Annotated in this window: 11 protein-coding genes, 2 tRNA genes and 1 pseudogene; 11 read left to right on the top strand and 3 right to left on the bottom strand. The window is 31.9% G+C overall.

Annotation, left to right across the window (positions count from 1 at the left end):
• Positions 1-152: 152 nt before the first annotated feature.
• A tRNA-Asp gene (locus tag WOVOC_RS02185) sits at positions 153-226 on the bottom strand.
• Between the two features lie 182 nt (positions 227-408).
• On the opposite strand from WOVOC_RS02185, the gene rpsB reads away from it, so the two are divergent.
• Genes rpsB through WOVOC_RS02150 form a run of 7 tightly spaced genes read left to right on the top strand, consistent with a single transcriptional unit; the run spans position 409 to position 5,097 of the window.
• Positions 409-1,257, top strand: a complete 849-nt coding sequence (gene rpsB / locus WOVOC_RS02180; protein WP_014869265.1) for a 30S ribosomal protein S2 — start codon at positions 409-411, stop codon at positions 1,255-1,257.
• Positions 1,238-2,113: a translation elongation factor Ts gene (tsf, locus tag WOVOC_RS02175; protein WP_025264177.1), complete on the top strand. Its 876-nt coding sequence runs from the start codon at positions 1,238-1,240 to the stop codon at positions 2,111-2,113. The genes rpsB and tsf overlap by 20 nt, the downstream gene beginning before the upstream one ends.
• Positions 2,114-2,122: 9 nt before the next feature.
• Positions 2,123-2,872 carry a UMP kinase gene (pyrH, locus tag WOVOC_RS02170; protein WP_025264176.1) on the top strand — a complete coding sequence of 250 codons (750 nt, stop codon included), beginning with the start codon at positions 2,123-2,125 and terminating at the stop codon, positions 2,870-2,872.
• Between the two features lie 7 nt (positions 2,873-2,879).
• Positions 2,880-3,437, top strand: coding sequence for a ribosome recycling factor (gene frr, locus WOVOC_RS02165; RefSeq protein WP_025264175.1), 558 nt, complete (start codon positions 2,880-2,882; stop codon positions 3,435-3,437).
• A 6-nt stretch (positions 3,438-3,443) separates the two neighbouring features.
• Positions 3,444-3,779, top strand: coding sequence for a hypothetical protein (locus WOVOC_RS02160; protein WP_014869261.1), 336 nt, complete (start codon positions 3,444-3,446; stop codon positions 3,777-3,779).
• A gap of 6 nt (positions 3,780-3,785) precedes the next feature.
• The gene (uppS, locus tag WOVOC_RS02155) at positions 3,786-4,481 is read left to right on the top strand and encodes a polyprenyl diphosphate synthase (protein WP_014869260.1); all 696 of its coding nucleotides are present in this window, start codon (positions 3,786-3,788) and stop codon (positions 4,479-4,481) included.
• A complete protein-coding gene (locus tag WOVOC_RS02150; protein ID WP_025264174.1) occupies positions 4,471-5,097 on the top strand; it encodes a phosphatidate cytidylyltransferase in 627 nt (208 codons plus the stop codon). Before uppS ends, WOVOC_RS02150 begins: the two co-directional genes overlap by 11 nt.
• Before the next feature lie 31 nt (positions 5,098-5,128).
• Here the strand turns inward: WOVOC_RS02150 and WOVOC_RS02145 are convergent, their stop codons facing one another.
• Entirely contained in the window at positions 5,129-5,353 is a 225-nt protein-coding gene (locus WOVOC_RS02145; protein WP_025264173.1) for a zinc-finger domain-containing protein, read from the bottom strand.
• Between the two features lie 83 nt (positions 5,354-5,436).
• Positions 5,437-5,799: pseudogene (locus WOVOC_RS04695) on the bottom strand (nucleotidyl transferase family protein).
• Between the two features lie 80 nt (positions 5,800-5,879).
• Here WOVOC_RS04695 and WOVOC_RS02140 point away from each other — a divergent pair.
• From WOVOC_RS02140 to glpX, 4 genes are all read left to right on the top strand, one after another.
• Positions 5,880-5,952: transfer RNA gene (locus WOVOC_RS02140), tRNA-Phe, on the top strand.
• A 145-nt stretch (positions 5,953-6,097) separates the two neighbouring features.
• The gene (locus WOVOC_RS02135) at positions 6,098-7,039 is read left to right on the top strand and encodes a glutamine amidotransferase (protein WP_198642981.1); all 942 of its coding nucleotides are present in this window, start codon (positions 6,098-6,100) and stop codon (positions 7,037-7,039) included.
• A gap of 4,359 nt (positions 7,040-11,398) precedes the next feature.
• Entirely contained in the window at positions 11,399-14,065 is a 2,667-nt protein-coding gene (gene ppdK / locus WOVOC_RS02120; RefSeq protein ID WP_025264171.1) for a pyruvate, phosphate dikinase, read from the top strand.
• Between the two features lie 2,004 nt (positions 14,066-16,069).
• Positions 16,070-16,999: a class II fructose-bisphosphatase gene (gene glpX / locus WOVOC_RS02110; protein ID WP_025264170.1), complete on the top strand. Its 930-nt coding sequence runs from the start codon at positions 16,070-16,072 to the stop codon at positions 16,997-16,999.
• Positions 17,000-17,224 lie beyond the last annotated feature (225 nt).

Genomic DNA, 17,224 nt, shown 5'->3' with positions numbered 1-17,224 from the left:
AATATTTTTGGAGTAGAATTTTCTTTACTTGTACTGATGAAGTTAAAATTTGTTGGCATTATATTACGATGCATTTACTATAAAGTTATATATCTAAATTGGAGAAGAAAAAGCTAATAGAGTAAGCTTAAGCTCTGTAGGAAACTTATATGCGGGAGTGATGAGACTTGAACCCATGACCTCATGCGTGACAGGCATGCGCTCTAACCAACTGAGCTACACCCCCCATTTCCTTTTGAAACTTTACTTTTAAGGTTAATAAATATGCTTCATTTTGTCAATATTTTTTTATTTGCATTTTAATCTTCTTTATATTACCATGAAAGTAATTTAATTTCACATATGGCTCATACAAATAGTCTTGTTACGGTTGTGCCATGTAAAGATGAACTATTTTGAGGGATTGGAATGGTAAATTTGCCTGAAGTTACTGTGCGTGATTTAGCTGGATCTGGTGTGCATTTTGGTCATAAAATTAGTCGATGGAATGCAAAAATGGCTCCGTATATATATGGAGTGCATCAAGAAAATCGTATACATATAATTGATTTAAGAAAAACACTACCACTGTTACAGGTAGCAATGAGAGCTTTATATGATGTTGCATTTCAAGGTGGCCGCATTTTATTTGTCGGTACGAAATTTCAGGCTTTAGATATTATTGCAAGTGAAGCAATTCGTTGTGGTCAATATTATGTAAATTATCGTTGGCTAGGTGGTATGCTTACTAACTGGGGAACTGTTTCTTCTTCGATAAAAACTCTAATTCAGTGTGAGAAAATTTTAAATGATGAGAATAGCGTTTTAACGAAGAAAGAATTAGGGAATGTTGAAAAGAAAAGGCAAAAACTTGATAAAGCATTAGGTGGCATTAGGGAAATGGGAGCAATTCCAGATATTTTATTTATTATTGATACTAATAAAGAGCACATTGCAGTCAAAGAGGCTAAAAAATTAAGGATTCCAATAGTTGCAGTGCTTGATACTAACTCTAATCCGGATGATATTACTTATCCTATACCAGGGAATGATGACTCAAGAAAATCAGTAGAACTTTATTGTAGGTTAGCTGCTGACTGTATATTAGCTGGGATAGAATCTAGTTTGGCAAAGTCTGGAGTTAAGGTTGGTGATGTAAAGGGTAGTGAGTTTATTCAGGAGAAGGGAAATAATGTTGTGCAAGCTAAAAAGAGGTATAGTAAGGTTCATAAAGGAGATGGAAAGGAGCTAGTGATAGATGAAAATGAATCAAGATAGTATAAGAGAACTGCGCGGTAGAACAGGGCTTAGTTTAAGTGACTGTAAAAAAGCATTAGAAGAGTGTGATGGTAGTATTAAAAAAGCCATTGATAGATTACGTACAATAGGACTTACTAAAGCTGATAAAAAGATTGACAGGGTAACTTTAGATGGGCTGGTTGCTATGTATTTAAATAAAAACCGTGGTGTATTGATAGAACTCAATTGTGAAACTGATTTTGTTGCGAGAAATGAAAAGTTTATAGAGTTGATTTCAAACTTAGTATCAATTGCTTATCAAAACCGTTGTACTAGCGTTGGCGATTTAAAAAGTGCTGAGTATGAAGGTATTGGTACAGTGCAAGAAGCTATTATAAATAATACGTCTGTTTTTGGTGAAAAGGTAGAGCTAAGCAAGCTTTGTTACCTGGAAATTAAGGATGGGGTTATTGCTGGCTACGTGCATGGTGATAGTGATATACCTAACTTAGGTAAAACTGGGGCTTTGGTTGCATTGCAGTCATTAGGTGATCAGTTAAAGCTACAGGAAATTGGAAAGCAAATAGCAATGCACATAGTTGCTATGAAGCCTGAAGCTCTTTCTATAGATGATTTAGGTTATACAAAATTGAATAATGAACGTTCTATAGTTGAAGAACAAGTAAATAGCTTAAATAAGCCTGAAGAAGTAACAAAGAGAATAGTAGATGGTCGAATGGTCAAGTATTATGAAGAAGTTATTTTGCTGGAGCAGAAATTTATCAAAGATAATAGGATAAAAATTTCTGATTTTATAAAGTTGAGTGAATTGAGTGTGAATTCTTCTATTAAATTGTCTGATTATAAGTTATTCATTTTAGGTAATAAAAATTAGTAGTTAGAAATGACTGCTGCAACAGATGAAAAAAGTAAGCTAAAGTACTTTAGGGTATTATTGAAAATTTCTGGTGAAGCTTTAATGGGATCACGACCTTTTGGTCACGACATAAAAGTTATAGATCAATTGTGCAAAGGTATAGCTGATGTTTATAAGCTTGGAGTTCAAGTATGTATTGTAGTTGGTGGTGGTAATATCTTCCGTGGTGCGTCATCTGCATCTTTAAGTAGTTGTGAAAGAGCAAGCAGTGATTATATTGGAATGCTTGCAACTATAATCAATGCTCTAACTTTACAAAACTTTTTAGAAAAAAATTTAGTAAATTCTAGAGTGTTGTCTGCAATACCTATGACCACTATATGTGAGCCTTATATAAGGGAAAAAGCTATTCGTCATTTAGAAAAAGGTAGAGTAGTAATCTTTGCAGCTGGTACTGGTAATCCATTTTTTACTACAGATACAGCTGCAGCTCTACGTGCTATTGAAATGAATTGTGATGTTATCCTGAAAGGCACCCAAGTAAATGGTGTATACTCTGCTGATCCTGAGGAAAATGAAGATGCCATAATGTATGATAGGCTTTCTTATATGGATTTATTAGCGCGTGATTTAAAAATTATGGATGCATCAGCCGTCTCTCTTGCGCGTGAAAATTCTATTCCAATTATAGTTTTTTCTTTGAAAGGGGAAAAAATAGTTAATATTATTAAGGGTCTTGGTACTTATACTATAGTTTTATCAGGTTGTAAACGATAGGTAATTTATGTTGAACGAGGTAAAAACTAAAACAAAAGAAAAGATGCTAAAGACTATTCAGTCTTTTCATAATGATATTAAAGGTATACGTACTGGCAGAGCTAACGCATCATTACTAGATGGCATAGTTGTAAACATCTATAGTGGGCATCAAAAACTAAGTCAGGTTGCAGGTATCTCAGTTGCAGATAATAAAACTTTGTCAATTAAAATTTGGGATATTAGTATTATAGGTGAAGTAAAAAATGCTATATTAAGTGCTAATCTAAACTTAAACCCTGTTGTTGAAGGTAATGCTATACGTGTAACTCTTCCAGATCTAACGCAAGAAACTCGTGAAAGATTAGTAAAATTATTGGACCAGTTTGCTGAAAATGCGCGGGTTGCTATTAGAAATATACGTAGAGATGCTATGGAAGAAATAGAGAAAATGCAGGAGAGTAAAGAAATCTCAGAGGATGATTTTCATGGTGCTAAAAAGCAAATACAAAATATTACTGATGATAATATCGAAAAGATTGATGATGAATTGTCTATTAAAGAAAAGGAGATATTGCATTGCTAAGTTGATATGAAAGAAGCCTTCGATAGTGAGGAAAAACAAATTACTTTAAAAGGTGTTATACGGGTAGCTGATGCGCGACTGTGTAAGTGTTGTGGTTTAAGAATAGTTTCTGCCAAGAAGGATGTCATCTCAGTTTTCCGATACTTGGATTCAGCTTTTAGTAACTTTATTAAGAAAGTTATATTTTGTAACATAAGACCAGCTGCTTTTATGCTCATCAACTTGATGTGCTTATTGTTTACAATCAAGGTTTCTGGATCTCAGTATCGGAATATTGAGATGATGCTTTCCAGGTACCTGCTGAAATCAAAAGAATTTTCACTTAAGTCAAAACCTGGTTAAATTTGAATGTTAAATTTAGAGTCTCTACCAAAACATTTAGCGATCATAATGGATGGTAATAGTAGATGGGCAAACAAGCAGGGGAAAATAAAAATTGATGGTTATAGAAAAGGTAGTGAGGTTGCATACGATATTGCTAAGTATTGTATAACTTTAACCATACCATGTTTAACTTTATATGCATTTTCTATGGAAAATTGGCTCAGGCCTAAAGAAGAAATTGATTGCATATTTGATTTACTTTACTTTGCTTTGACAGATAAAGATAAAGTTAATTTTATTTGTAACTATAATATTAAATTGAATTTTGTTGGAAATTTAAATTTGTTACCTCAAAAAGTATTTGATCAAATAAAAAAAGTGGAAGAAATGACTCGTAAGAATGATAGCTTATTACTTACTGTAGCGGTTAGCTATGGAGCAAAACAAGAAATTATACATGCTATAAGTAACATTATAAAAGAAAATATTGATTCTGTGTCAGAGGACAGATTTGAAAAATTTTTGTATACTAAAGATTTGCCAAAGTTAGACTTATTAATTCGCACTGGTGGTGAAAAAAGGTTAAGTAACTTTTTATTATGGCAAGCAGCTTACGCTGAATTATATTTTTGTGATACTTTGTGGCCTGATTTTTCTTGTCAAGATTTGAGCAGAGCATTAGAAGACTATGCAAAAAGAGAGAAAAGATATGGTAGATAACAACTTTATAATTAGAGTACTGTCTTCAATAATAATATTGCTTATATTCTTTTTTGCTATATATTTCAATGATTTATCATTTTACCTACTGGTTCTTTCGATAGCAGTTCTATCTTCTTTTGAATGGTATAATCTAACTCAGGGGAACAGGATCTTATATGTTTTCGCGTTGTTATTGATTGCACTACCGAATGCTTCGTTGATATACCTATATAATCTACCACAAGGGAAATACACATTAGTATGGCTCATCTTAACAATTTGGAATATTGATATTACTGCGTATCTGTTTGGCAAGAATTTTGGTGGAGCTAGAATTTGCTCAATTGTTAGTCCTGGAAAAACTTGGTCAGGATTTTTTGGTGCAACCTTAGCTGGAATGATATGCGCGATTCTTGGATCAGTATTTTTAGGTCTATTTTCAATCTTTTATTCTCCAATAATCGGACTTATAGTTGCTATTCTAGCACAACTTGGCGATTTCACTGAATCTCTTATTAAAAGAGCTTATAATGTTAAAGATAGTGGAAGTATGATACCTGGCCATGGAGGGATACTTGATCGTATGGACAGCTTCATTTTTACTGCTCCTCTTATTGCTATCTGTATAAATTAGCTAACTTTGAAAAGTGGAATGCTGTTAAAGTTCACCCATGGATTTTTCTCCTTTTATTGGCTGCTTCCATAATAGATTTATCAGCGGGTTTAGGTTCTTTAGATTTAAATTCTTCATCCATTAGCTTATTACAATAAGGACAAAATGTTTTTCCTTTTTCTTTATATAAATATATTAGCGGATGACCAGAACCATTATCGTTCTCATCGCCGCGGCAACAAACTATTATTACACTATTATTCCTTACTTCTGTCATGTTGCTCCTTTGGTTTATAATATTTTATGTATTAAATATATATATATATATATATATATATATTTGGGAGTGGAAAATAAATACTATTCTTCACTTCTTGCTTTATTCATGTTGAAGTTAATCAACTCTTTTGAACTCTTTCTAGAGCAAATTTGCTAACACTTTCTCCTAATCCTGCTATTTTTCTTACAAAACTTGATGAGATAAATTGAGTGTCTTTAGAGCAGGAGGAAATATAGTCTCAATTTTATGGGAAGTTTATAATTTACCATGCTTGTATGTAGCTTTGCGTTAAAAGTAGTGTATGTGTACTTATTAGTGTTTTCTATAATGTTAATTAATAATTTACTAACTAGTTTATATTCCCTTTTTATTATGCCAATATGCCCAAAGGTTATAGGGTCAAGTATGCTAGGATAAATTTCTATTTTATTGTCAGTGTCCACTTTTTATTTTTATAAAAATTGCTTTAAAAACTTTTAATAGACATGATAACATTTTTTATTTAAGAATGAAAGCACATGATGGCCTGATAGCTCAGTTGGTAGAGCAAAGGACTGAAAATCCTTGTGTCGCTGGTTCAATTCCTGCTCAGGCCACTTTCTCCTTCTTACCAAATTTACTTTTTTGTTGCAAAATGTTTTATTATTGTATTATAATACTTATATGAGTATAGGTATTAGGTAGGTTATAACGTGTAAGTATTATAACAAGGTATTTAGTATCTTATTAAGTGTAATTCTGTTGTTCAATAGCATTGCTTATGCAAGTGCTAGTGGAAGTTTACATCTAATAAATGGTAGTATAGTTGTTGGTTTATTGAAAACAGAGGAAAAAACATATCCGTGTGAGGTTAATTTATCTCGAAATATCTATGAAATGTTTAATAATTGGAAAGTTAGGGCTGTTTTGATTGATTGTGATAAGATAATTAGCCTTAAAAAAATCCAGACAGAGTCACTTAATTTTACGGAACAGGATGAAATATTAGCAAGAAAACTGATATTAGAGAGAGTAAAAGTTGAAGTTGCAAAATTCATTGAAGAGCACGAAATAAATAGGATATTTATTCTAGGAAATTATTGTAATTTGTACTTAGAACAATTTTCTCTTGCTTCATGCCACCAACTTGTTACTGAAGCAATTGTGGAAATAGTGAATAATAATCCTGCAATTCACTTACTTAGTATATGTGGTGGTTTGCAATGCATTATGAATACAAAAGGGATTGAAGTAGTAAATGTGGCAAATCTTGTGAGCGATGAAGAGAAGCAAAGGTTTCATTTAAGATCAACACCTAATCTACAGCAGCAAGAAAATGTACCTCTTCAGCAGATAAAGATAATTCCAAATAGCCACTTAGCAAAAGTGGTAGCTAAATTTTTACCACCTAATGAGAATGGCTGGTTTTTAACATATTTTCCGGATGCTCATTCAGGGGAAGTGAGTAATACGTCAGAAAATAGAAAGAAGTTGGAGTCACTTGGTTATAAAGTTGCAGCATTTTCCAATAATGGAGTAATAGAGGCTATTGAAGATAAGTATGGTAATATTTGCTTTCGAAGCCATCTGGAAGCACTTACTGTAAAATTGGATAAAAGCCTCTATTTATTAGATCACAAGGCGCGTTATGTTTCAACGTTAGTTGCTATGGCGATTATAAATGATTTTCTTTATCGAATTTAATAGAAAACTTTCTGAGATCGATATCATCATACAGTATGTGATGCTAGAATCTACTCCTTATTATGCAGCTACTTGGTTAAAAGTGAATTCTTTGGGTCCTAGTATCAAGTGCTTTGAGGTAACAGAAAAAAAAGAGCTGCTTGGATGACTTTCTTATGATAAACAATGTTTTATAATCGTAGGTGAAGTTGTAGATAATAAAGTGAAACTATAAATTCAACAAAAAAATTGCTTAGCATATTTTTGTAGCTCCATTGTAATTAACAGTAATAATGTTTTAGAATCAGAATTTGTTTTTGCTTGCAAGTTTTTTTTGTTGAACGATAAAACTATGTAAAAAATGTAGTGTGTCCCTTCTTCAATGAATGCAGGTGTATATATATTTCTATTGTATTTATATTATGTTTTTCTATCTCTTAGAGGTTCTATTAGCTATGACTAACTTTTGTGTAGCTTATTAAATTGTATAGTCTATTGTCAGTATAGCATAGTATATATTATTGGCATTATAGATTAAAAAAATTTTTATAGTGGCTATACATATATACAAATATTTGTTTTGCTAAGATAATGCGTACAAAAACGACGCCATGAAAGTAACTGACGCTATGTACAAAAACGACGCCATGAAAGTAACTGACGCTATATATAGCTTTTTTTGAACTTCAGTGTCAACTACTTAGATAGCAAAAAGCAATGTGCTGGGGTGAAAGATGCTCTATCATGGAGTTTACTATATGGGTTAACTTTCAGTCCAACAGTTTAAAAAAAATCTATTAAAAGAGAGGATTGTTATGTCTATAATGATTTTATCATTAATTTTAGGCTAAATTGGCAGCATTTTTAGTCTAGTTAGGTTATCGGTTTAGAGTCTGGACTCTTTTTTTGGTGAACAGCTCAGTAATGCAATATTTGTAGTCTTGATGCCGAACAAAAGGTAATGTATAGACAAGGCTAAAAAATCTGTAAGCTTGAACCTTAATCTGCGGTAGGACAGTTTCAATTATCTATGGAACTATTCATGTTGTAGAGGAAATATTATTTAAATTCAACTAATGGAAAAAGAGGAGATGACCGACTGAAATGATATGGGTATCGTGTATAACTACTATGTAACGCTTGCAATTACAAGTTGCAAAAGAGAAGTAAAAGAATTAAATAAGTACTGAGCAGGTACAAAGTTGTTGAGTTTTGATGAAATAGAGTATGTTTTTACAGCAGTGCAGAAGGTCAGAATCCTGATCCATTTCGCAATTGAAGGAATATCTTGTATAGATATCAAGAGTTTTCCTTTGAAAGACTATGGTAACTATGTTCAGATATTTATTTTTAAAGTGTAAACTGTATTATGGCTAAGTGAATTTTCAGTAATGAAAAACATTAGGAATATCACAATATCATATTCAGAAAAGTTTATGTATGATACAAAATATAAAAGAAAGTTGTGTAAGAAAGGGTAAAGTAGCAACCAGTGTACCTAAATATGGACTAGCGTAAAAAGGGTGGATTATGAAGTTACCTAAAAAAGCATTGCGCTTTTTTTTAGATTAACTAAAAGAAGGTTTATTAAACCTTAAGTAAGTGGGTGTCAATAATGGTTAGTTAGTTTGTATAAGCGATTTGAATATCAAAGATTGTAAAGTATACTCTGTAGTTGAGTTTAAGGGTAATTCTATAGTGGTGCCTGTGATGATAAGTGGGGTAATTAAAGATAGTACTCAGCTAATTTCAAAAGATAGTGGCAAATCAACAATGTGGTGTTGAGTAAGGACATTTGTTTCTCACTTACTGATGGTTTCAAACCTTCTTTTTGTTTTTTTATTCTGCGAAGGTGTAGTTAATAGCTTGATAATGAAGTTAGATATAATTACTTCTATGATTATTTAAAGAGCGAACTAAGAGAGTAAAGTATAATGACAACAAATATGCAATAAGAAAATATGGAGAAATAGTAAAGTGAAGCTCACATAAATCCTGGTAGTAGTAAAACAAAGTGAAACCAAAAATGAAAAAATATGGGTTACTAAATATTGATTTCCTAATTCAAATGAAGAGTGATCTTTCTTTTACATAAAACTGCAATTGAAGGGATGATAAAAAAGTGGTAGAATTCAGAAATAGTGGGAAAAATGTTTTCTTGGTATGGAATACAAGGTTATTTTCTTGTTTCTCTAATTTATCTGATGTGTGTGCTGACTTACTATAACTGAAGGCGTGGTGTTTGATTTCAGGAAAAAGTTTCGCAGCTAATATTTCTTTCAGAGTTCTATCTAATCTACTGTAAAATGCTGATTTTAAAAAGTAATTATTTTGATGTAAGTGAGACGTTAAAGGGCGTTATTTAAATATGGCATAAACAATTAACAATCCGTAAATTCAATGATTAAGATGTTGTAAAGTCACTTTTTTTGATGTAGCTGAGCAGAACTCTAAGTTTGAAGTAGTCTAAAAGAACAGAGGAGCTGTTGTACAACATAAAATATCAGTTGATAAAAAGTTGTTTTTAATCACAGTTTAAGGCTGATATAACTTATTAATGTTAGAATTGGGTAGACTTGAACAATCAGTCAACGTTGTCTATTTTACCCGTAATTTTGACTGTCTAGTTGATATTAAGTATTTCTGACTACCAAATCAAAATGTTGTCATAATAGTTGAAATCCTGCACTTATGAAGGAAGGGCGCAAAAACATGGCCAAAGTTTTACTTTATTTTTTTTGTGCAGGGGAGAAATGTATGCAATTTAAAGCTGCCAATAAAACATGCGTGGCTTTCACCGTGAGGTGAAATAACAGTTTTAGATAATAGGGAAAGTATACTATAAAAAAGAATTGTAAAAACAAAATTTAAAGACATGTATATTTAGGTAAGTAGTGTTAGTTATGACCGTTCCATATACATAAACTCTTCTTTCCTTAATAAGATTATTTATTCTTTTAAAATACCTTTTTTTTTGCATCAGAAAACCATAATGTAGAAACGATAGATTTATGGTATATTATACTAAAGGTAATACTGCAAGCTTTACTTTAGTTAGTAAGGGAGAAAATTGAAAAGAAGCGATACTTTTTATTTTTTATAACAGTAATAAGAATTATAAACCTATCGCAGGTACAAATGAACAGTCTACTTGTGATATGTAATGGAGTATATTAATAAAAGAATTACAGTTGAATTTTGGTAAGCTGTCTGTTATACATTCATGCTGATTGAAAAAGAAGTAATAAAAATTCAAAGCGCCAAGCTTATAGATAAAAATGAGTTAAGCTTAGCAATTTAATTCGGTGGTAATAAGGCACTAAAGAATGTAACTGTACCGCCGGTGAAAATTTTACTCTACTTGATGCTTCAATAATATCTTTTTAAGCGCAACCAGAAAAATGGCTTGTTTTTAAAACGGCAACCTATACCTATGATGACTTATTGGGTAATATAGAGACGGAAGCCTTAATCTTAGGGCTTAGAATAAATAATTCAAGTGAAATATTAAAATTCGCCATTTGACAAAAGGATCAATAATTTGAGCCGTAACGTTTATAGAGATACTGACCATAAGAAGAGCTGCTGTTTTCATCTATTAAACGTTTTTTCTTTGCTCATATGCTAGTAGCTCTTCTCTCGGCAAATTAATAAACTTACTTACCTCTTCATGAGCTTGTTTTATTATTAGGTTATTACTTGTTATTTATCTAAGTTCTTTTCTTTTAATTTCTGCTGTATATTAAAGAAATGATACCACTTTTCTATTATACTCCTCAGTTATTCTTCTTTTGTTTTTATAAATTTTTGCAGCTCAATAGATATGAAATAAAGGTTCTTTAAGTCGTGTTCACTAGTGTTCTCATTCTGAATAATATAAATATAATTTGATTTGTGATTAGCCTTATCTGGAAAAATGCTTCAGTTAGCAACAGATATAAAGGTGAATTTCTTGAGGTTATGATAATTATTGTTTCCTTGATCTACTTTTAACTTGAGTAAATTTTAGCTACGTGACATTGAGTATGCTTTCAAGATCTTTAGCTTATTGAACAACTAACTATGTTCTTCTGTATCTAGAGCTTAGAAAAGCTTTATAAGAAATATCAACAGTAACCCCGCTTTTTAACGTCAATCTCAAAATATAAATAAGTAGCTAAAAACATCAAGAAACTTCAGAAGATCTGTAAAAAGTCTTTAAAATGACATTGAATTATATATTCTCATTGAGAATCATTTAATGATTTGTTATTTATACTTTACTGACGTTATTACAAGAAACTCTGTTGCTAAGTTTTGCAAAATTTATTACCCTATGATTTCAAGTCCAGACGAGCTTATTGAAATCATGTATATAGTATATTTGTGAGTAAAGGACCAATGAGAGAAAAGTTGATATATTACTTTAGCCAAATTAAGTGTGAAGGTAATGCAGAAATGAAAAATCTGCTAGGAGGAAAAGGTGCAAATTTGGCAGAAATGTGTAAAATTGGTGTTCCCGTTCCACCTGGTTTCACAATCTCCACCTCTGCCTGTAAGCAGGGACTATCTGACAATTTGTGTAATGAAATCAAAAGATACATGGTGATGCTCGAAAGTGACGTTGGGTGTAAATTTGGAGGCTCGGATAATCCTTTATTAGTTTCTATACGCTCTGGTAGCGTAAATTCAATGCCGGGTATGCTTGATACAATTTTGAATGTTGGTCTGAATGATGTAACTGTTGTTGGACTTGCAAAAAAAAGTGGAGAACGCTTTGCCTATGATAGCTACTGTCGTTTCATCATAATGTACTCGAGTGTTGTACTGAAGCTTGACTATCACTTGTTTCAGAGTGTTATTGATAATGAAAAACAAAAGAGAGGAGTGAAAAATTTAGCTGACTTTAGTATTAGTATTTTAAAGAAGATTATTACTCATTTTATGAAAATAGTATATGAAAAAACTGAAAAACATTTTCCGCAGAGTGTTGAAGAACAGTTGTTCAGCTCGGTGAATGCAGTATTTTTTTCTTGGCAGAATGATAGAGCTGTTTCCTATAGAAAGATAAATAATATTCCTGAAGCCTTTGGAACTGCAGTGAACGTACAAGCAATGGTTTTTGGTAATTTAAATAATAATTCTGCGACTGGTGTGGTATTTACGCGTGATCCTTCAACTGGAGTAAAGAAATTTTTTGGTGAATTTTTGGTCAATGCTCAAGGTGAAGATGTGGTTTCAGGTATTTACACTCCTATGTCGATTAATGGGGAGCAAGAAAATACCATGGAAAAATTGATGCCAAGCGTGTATCGAGAATTGTGCGATGTATGTGAAAAACTTGAAGCACACTATAAAGACATGCAGGACGTTGAATTTACTGTTCAGGATGGTAAGTTATGGATTTTGCAAACTAGATCTGGTAAACGCACGGCTGAGGCTACCGTTCGTATAATAGTTGATATGGTAAGCGAAGGAGTGATTACAAAAGGAGAAGGGATATTAAGAATTAATCCAAAGATTTTTGATAGTTTATTGCATCCGGTTCTTGATATTAAAAGTGATCAAAAAATAATAGGAAAAGGACTGCCGGCTTCTCCTGGTGTTGCTTCTGGGTATGTGGTATTTAGTGCAAATGATGCAGAGAAAGCTGTAGAGCAGGGTAAAAAAGTAGTTTTGGTGAGGCCAGAGACGAGTTCTGAAGATATTAATGGAATGAATGCTGCAAGCGGTATAATAACAGCACGAGGAGGAATGACTTCACATGCCGCTGTTGTTACAAGAGGAATGGGTAAGCCGTGCATTTGTAGTGTAAACGGACTTTATCTAGATAAAGGAGGGAATTTCTTTTCTGTAGGGAATATAAAAGTAAAAAAAGGTGAACCAATTACCATCAATGGAGGGACAGGTGAGGTAATGCTTGGCATTCTTCCTACAATTTTACCTAGATTATCACAGGAATTTAAAACAATAATTAACTGGGTAGATGGAATCAAAACGATTAAAATAAGAGCAAATGCTGATACCCCAAAAGATGCAAGGATTGCTAAAGAATTTGGCGCAGAAGGTATAGGTTTGTGTCGCACAGAACATATGTTTTTTGTTCATGATAGAATTGAGTTTATTCAAAAGTTAATAATAGCTGACGATAAAAATGAAAGAGCAAGTGCATTAAGTAAATTAGAAGAAATGCAAAAATCTGATTTTAAAGAAATATTTTCTATTATGGAGGGTAGAGAGATTACTATACGTTTGCTTGATCCACCTCTGCATGAGTTTTTGCCTAATGATCACTCTATTATAGAAGGGATTGCTAAGTCACTGAATAAGCCCGTTGAGTTAGTAAAAAATAAAATAACACAGTTATCAGAAAAAAATCCAATGCTTGGCCACAGAGGTTGTAGGCTCGCCATTTCTTATCCTGAAATATATAGCATGCAAATTAGGGCGATACTCAATGCTGCAAATGAGTTAAAAGAAGAGAAAAAGGTAGAAGTTATGCCTGAAATTATGATCCCTTTTGTCATGGATGAGAGAGAGTTGATTCTGATATGTGAGTTGATAAAAAAAGAATCTTCTGTCATCTTGGATGAAATCCAAGCACAGATTCCGATGTCATACACTGAAATGGCACCAGGTAAGGCTTATTCAATTGGAACGATGATAGAGCTGCCACGAGCAGCACTGATTGCTGATAAATTAGCACAACACGCGGAATTTCTTAGTTTTGGCACTAATGATTTAACACAAACAACCATGGGACTTTCAAGAGATGATTCAGTAAACTTTCTTGATTCTTACAGGGAAAATAATATATTTGGAAACGATCCATTTGAAGTACTAGATATTGAAGGGGTAGGCGAGTTAATCAAAATAGCTGCCGAGAAGAGCAAAAAAATGCGAAAAAAGATAAAACTTGGTGTATGTGGAGAGCACGGTGCAGATCCACAATCTATAGAATTTTTCATCAAATCAGGTGTGGATTACGTTTCATGTTCACCTTATAGAGTACCAATCGCAAAATTGGTGGCAGCGCAGTTTAGTGTTAAATCCAAATGTATTAGGTAAATTAAATTTCAGTATCACGTGCTGAAATGACACTTTTTCTAATCTTTCAAATCGCAAAGTTTATATGGTTTTCTAAATTTGTATGTTCGATCTTATTTTTCTCTCATTTCTCTATAACTTGGCAATGTGTGATTTTTTGCATGTAATCTAATAGCTATTAAGATAAAACAGTAACAATGTCGTAACCAACTGTATCAAAAGTAACAGATAGAATTATTACAGTAGCAATGAATAATACTGTAATGTAACAACTTCAATAGTATCCTTTGCTAATGAGATGTAAAAACTCTCTTTGCTTTTTTGTACTTAGTTTCTTATGTATTTGGTAAAGAGGATTGAGTTTCTATAAGCTATCAGCTTTATTGCTACTTAATATGGCAGTTAAAAGCTATATCTGTTTTTTTTGTTAGTGTAGAAGGCATTGGTTTATTACTAACATTTTCTTTATCATTGTTAGATCTTGTTTCATTTTTTTTATGCTTGGCACAGTAATAACTTGATTAATTTCTTGTTTCCTGTATTGATTTGCATAATGCAATTTTCTTTTGATCATTCTGTATTATAGAATTGTTGTTATTGCTATAGAATTACTTCTAATTGTTAATATAATCTATATAATTCTTTTCTGGGGTTTAACTTTGATTGATGTGCATTAATATTTTGCAGTAGCATAACTTAGAATATCAATATTACTATTATCAGTATAAGAAATAACAGAGCCTAATATAGATTTGCTCTCCTCAGTTTTGATAATGTATATAATATTTTTCTCTTGATCGATTATTGCATTAATAATGGTTATTCCTCTTTAAGAGAAGCTTTATAGCATCTAATTTTTCATCTTTGATTGTGTCTGTACTCTAATAATGCGCTTTCCAGCTCAGTACTTTACTTATGTTTGCTCTGAAAGCTAATTTTTTCCTATTATCGGCTTTCGAAGCTGATTAAGTTTGTCGTTCTAGCTATATTTAGATGAAATCTCGTAAATCGTTATCTAGCACGGCAACTAACTAATACTTACAATTTTATAACTCCTGTTGGATTCTGCTCCTCGTTATTTTCTTTTGTATCAGATGTGCTTTACTTATCTTTTTTATTTATTATTGATCTAAGCAGTGCAATTACTATATAGGTTGAGAAGTATATAGAATAATTAGGTTAAGTTGTGGAAATCTACTTTAACTTAAAGAGCTTGTTCTAAGAACTTCCTTAAATAGTAATTTGCTTTTTTTAGTTATTTCTGAAAGATTTCTTATATCAGCTTTTAATTTGTGTGTATCATCTATCTATATATTCCAAAAGTAGTTTAATAACTATTGAATCATTACTACTACAATGTTATTACTTAGAACGTTGATTTTCCTCTATCCAAGAGGATATTTATAACTTCAGCTTGTTATTTTAAAGAATCTTATATCTAATTGTTTATCTTCAATGATCTTGCTTAATATCTCTAATTTTCCTTTGTGACCTATATAATTTAAAAGCATTTTAACTTCCTGAATGTTGTCTTTATAAATAGTATTACTTGAAGCGTTAAGTGTTTCTTTTTTATTTCTATTAGAATTTGTTGCTATCTAAAAGTACCCTTTAAAGCATCAGCTTCTTTATTGTTATAGTGTAACTTAATTGATTTTGATACTTAATTTCATAAGCTATTCCAATTAGTTTTCAGAAATGTACTGCAGTCAATGGTATTACTGGTTCCTTTGAAAGGATAGAACATTAGAAACAGTTTTTTTAGTATAGTATCCTCAAATGAATTAGCAATTTCTTCATCCATCTTTTTCTCTTATGTTAGTTTTTACAAAACTCCTAAGCAGTTATCTCGGAGCTTTAAGTTGTAATTTCCTTTATTTTTTTCATAAGTTAAACTATTAGTTATTTCAGATCTTATCAAATATTGCTATGCTTATTTATATTGACTTTTTACAATTAGTTAGAGAATCTTGCAATTTTGGATGGTGTGATATATATTAAATACTTGTTATTCTTAAATAAATGATGGAAGATTTAGCGTACAAATTAATCAAAGTAACTGAAGCTGCAGCACTTGCTGCATATAAATTTGTAGGTTTAGGTAATGAAAAGAAGGCTGATCAAGTTGCAGTTGATGCAATGCGAGCAGTACTGAATTCTATGGAAGTAAATGGTACGATTGTAATTGGCGAAGGTGAGAGAGATAAAGCGCCAATGCTATATATTGGAGAGAGGGTTGGTATAGGGAATGGTCCTGAGATTGATATTGCCGTTGATCCACTCGAAGGTACTACAATTTGTGCTCATTATAAACAAGGAGCAATGTCTGTTCTTGCTGCAACAAAAAAGGGTAATTTTTTACATGCGCCTGATGTTTATATGGAAAAAATAGCAGTAGGAAGGGGTCTCCCGGAAGGTGTAGTTTCATTAAGAAATAGTGTTGAAGAAAATTTGGATAATCTAGCTAAGGCAAAAGGGTGTAAAATAAGTAATCTTGTAGTAACTGTGCTTGAACGTGAAAGGCATAATGAATTAATAGCAAAAATTAGAAAGTTAGGAGCGAAAGTTAAACTGATAGATGATGGTGATATTACTGCTGTAGTTTCACTAATAAATGGCAATCATGATATGTATATCGGAATAGGAGGAGCACCAGAAGGAGTGTTAACAGCTGCAGCACTCAGTTCAATCGGCGGACAGATAGAGGGGAGATTAATATTTGATACGTACCAGTTAAAGGAGAAAGCAAGAAGTTTAAATATTGAGGACCTAGAAAAAATCTACACCATAAAAGATATGGTAAGAGATAAATCAGTGTTTATTGTAACTGGAGTAACAAATGGAGAACTTGTAGATGGAGTTAAATTTAGTCATAATACTTGTTTAATTAATTCTTTAATAATTCTACCTAATATGCTGATAAAGTTGCAAACGATAGAGAATTTGTGCCGGTAATGTTACACGCCTAAACTTTAGCTTTTACAGACACTGATACTAGATATATTGCTCATTATTTCATAGTTTAATAGTAGTGTAATGTTATAGTTATTGAAGGATCTTTCTCAAGAAAAGTTAGTTATGCAAAGAATTTTTTAAACGAGTATAAATTTGACAATGATTCTGGAGTACAAATAGTATTAGGTATTATAAAAAGGGCAATTCGTAGTAAGAATGAATATA

The sequence above is a fragment of the Wolbachia endosymbiont of Onchocerca volvulus str. Cameroon genome (assembly GCF_000530755.1).
In the GTDB taxonomy this organism is placed as follows: Bacteria; Pseudomonadota; Alphaproteobacteria; order Rickettsiales; family Anaplasmataceae; genus Wolbachia.
This window is presented reverse-complemented; position numbering and strand designations above follow the sequence as displayed.

Excerpts from the sequence above, each read along its gene's own strand:
- rpsB (WP_014869265.1), top strand. The coding sequence starts at position 409 with ATGGTAAATTTGCCTGAAGTTACTGTGCGTGATTTAGCTGGATCTGGT.
- tsf (WP_025264177.1), top strand. The coding sequence starts at position 1,238 with ATGAAAATGAATCAAGATAGTATAAGAGAACTGCGCGGTAGAACAGGG.
- pyrH (WP_025264176.1), top strand. The coding sequence starts at position 2,123 with ATGACTGCTGCAACAGATGAAAAAAGTAAGCTAAAGTACTTTAGGGTA.
- frr (WP_025264175.1), top strand. The coding sequence starts at position 2,880 with ATGTTGAACGAGGTAAAAACTAAAACAAAAGAAAAGATGCTAAAGACT.
- WOVOC_RS02160 (WP_014869261.1), top strand. The coding sequence starts at position 3,444 with ATGAAAGAAGCCTTCGATAGTGAGGAAAAACAAATTACTTTAAAAGGT.
- uppS (WP_014869260.1), top strand. The coding sequence starts at position 3,786 with ATGTTAAATTTAGAGTCTCTACCAAAACATTTAGCGATCATAATGGAT.
- WOVOC_RS02150 (WP_025264174.1), top strand. The coding sequence starts at position 4,471 with ATGGTAGATAACAACTTTATAATTAGAGTACTGTCTTCAATAATAATA.
- WOVOC_RS02145 (WP_025264173.1), bottom strand. The coding sequence starts at position 5,353 with ATGACAGAAGTAAGGAATAATAGTGTAATAATAGTTTGTTGCCGCGGC.
- ppdK (WP_025264171.1), top strand. The coding sequence starts at position 11,399 with ATGAGAGAAAAGTTGATATATTACTTTAGCCAAATTAAGTGTGAAGGT.
- glpX (WP_025264170.1), top strand. The coding sequence starts at position 16,070 with ATGGAAGATTTAGCGTACAAATTAATCAAAGTAACTGAAGCTGCAGCA.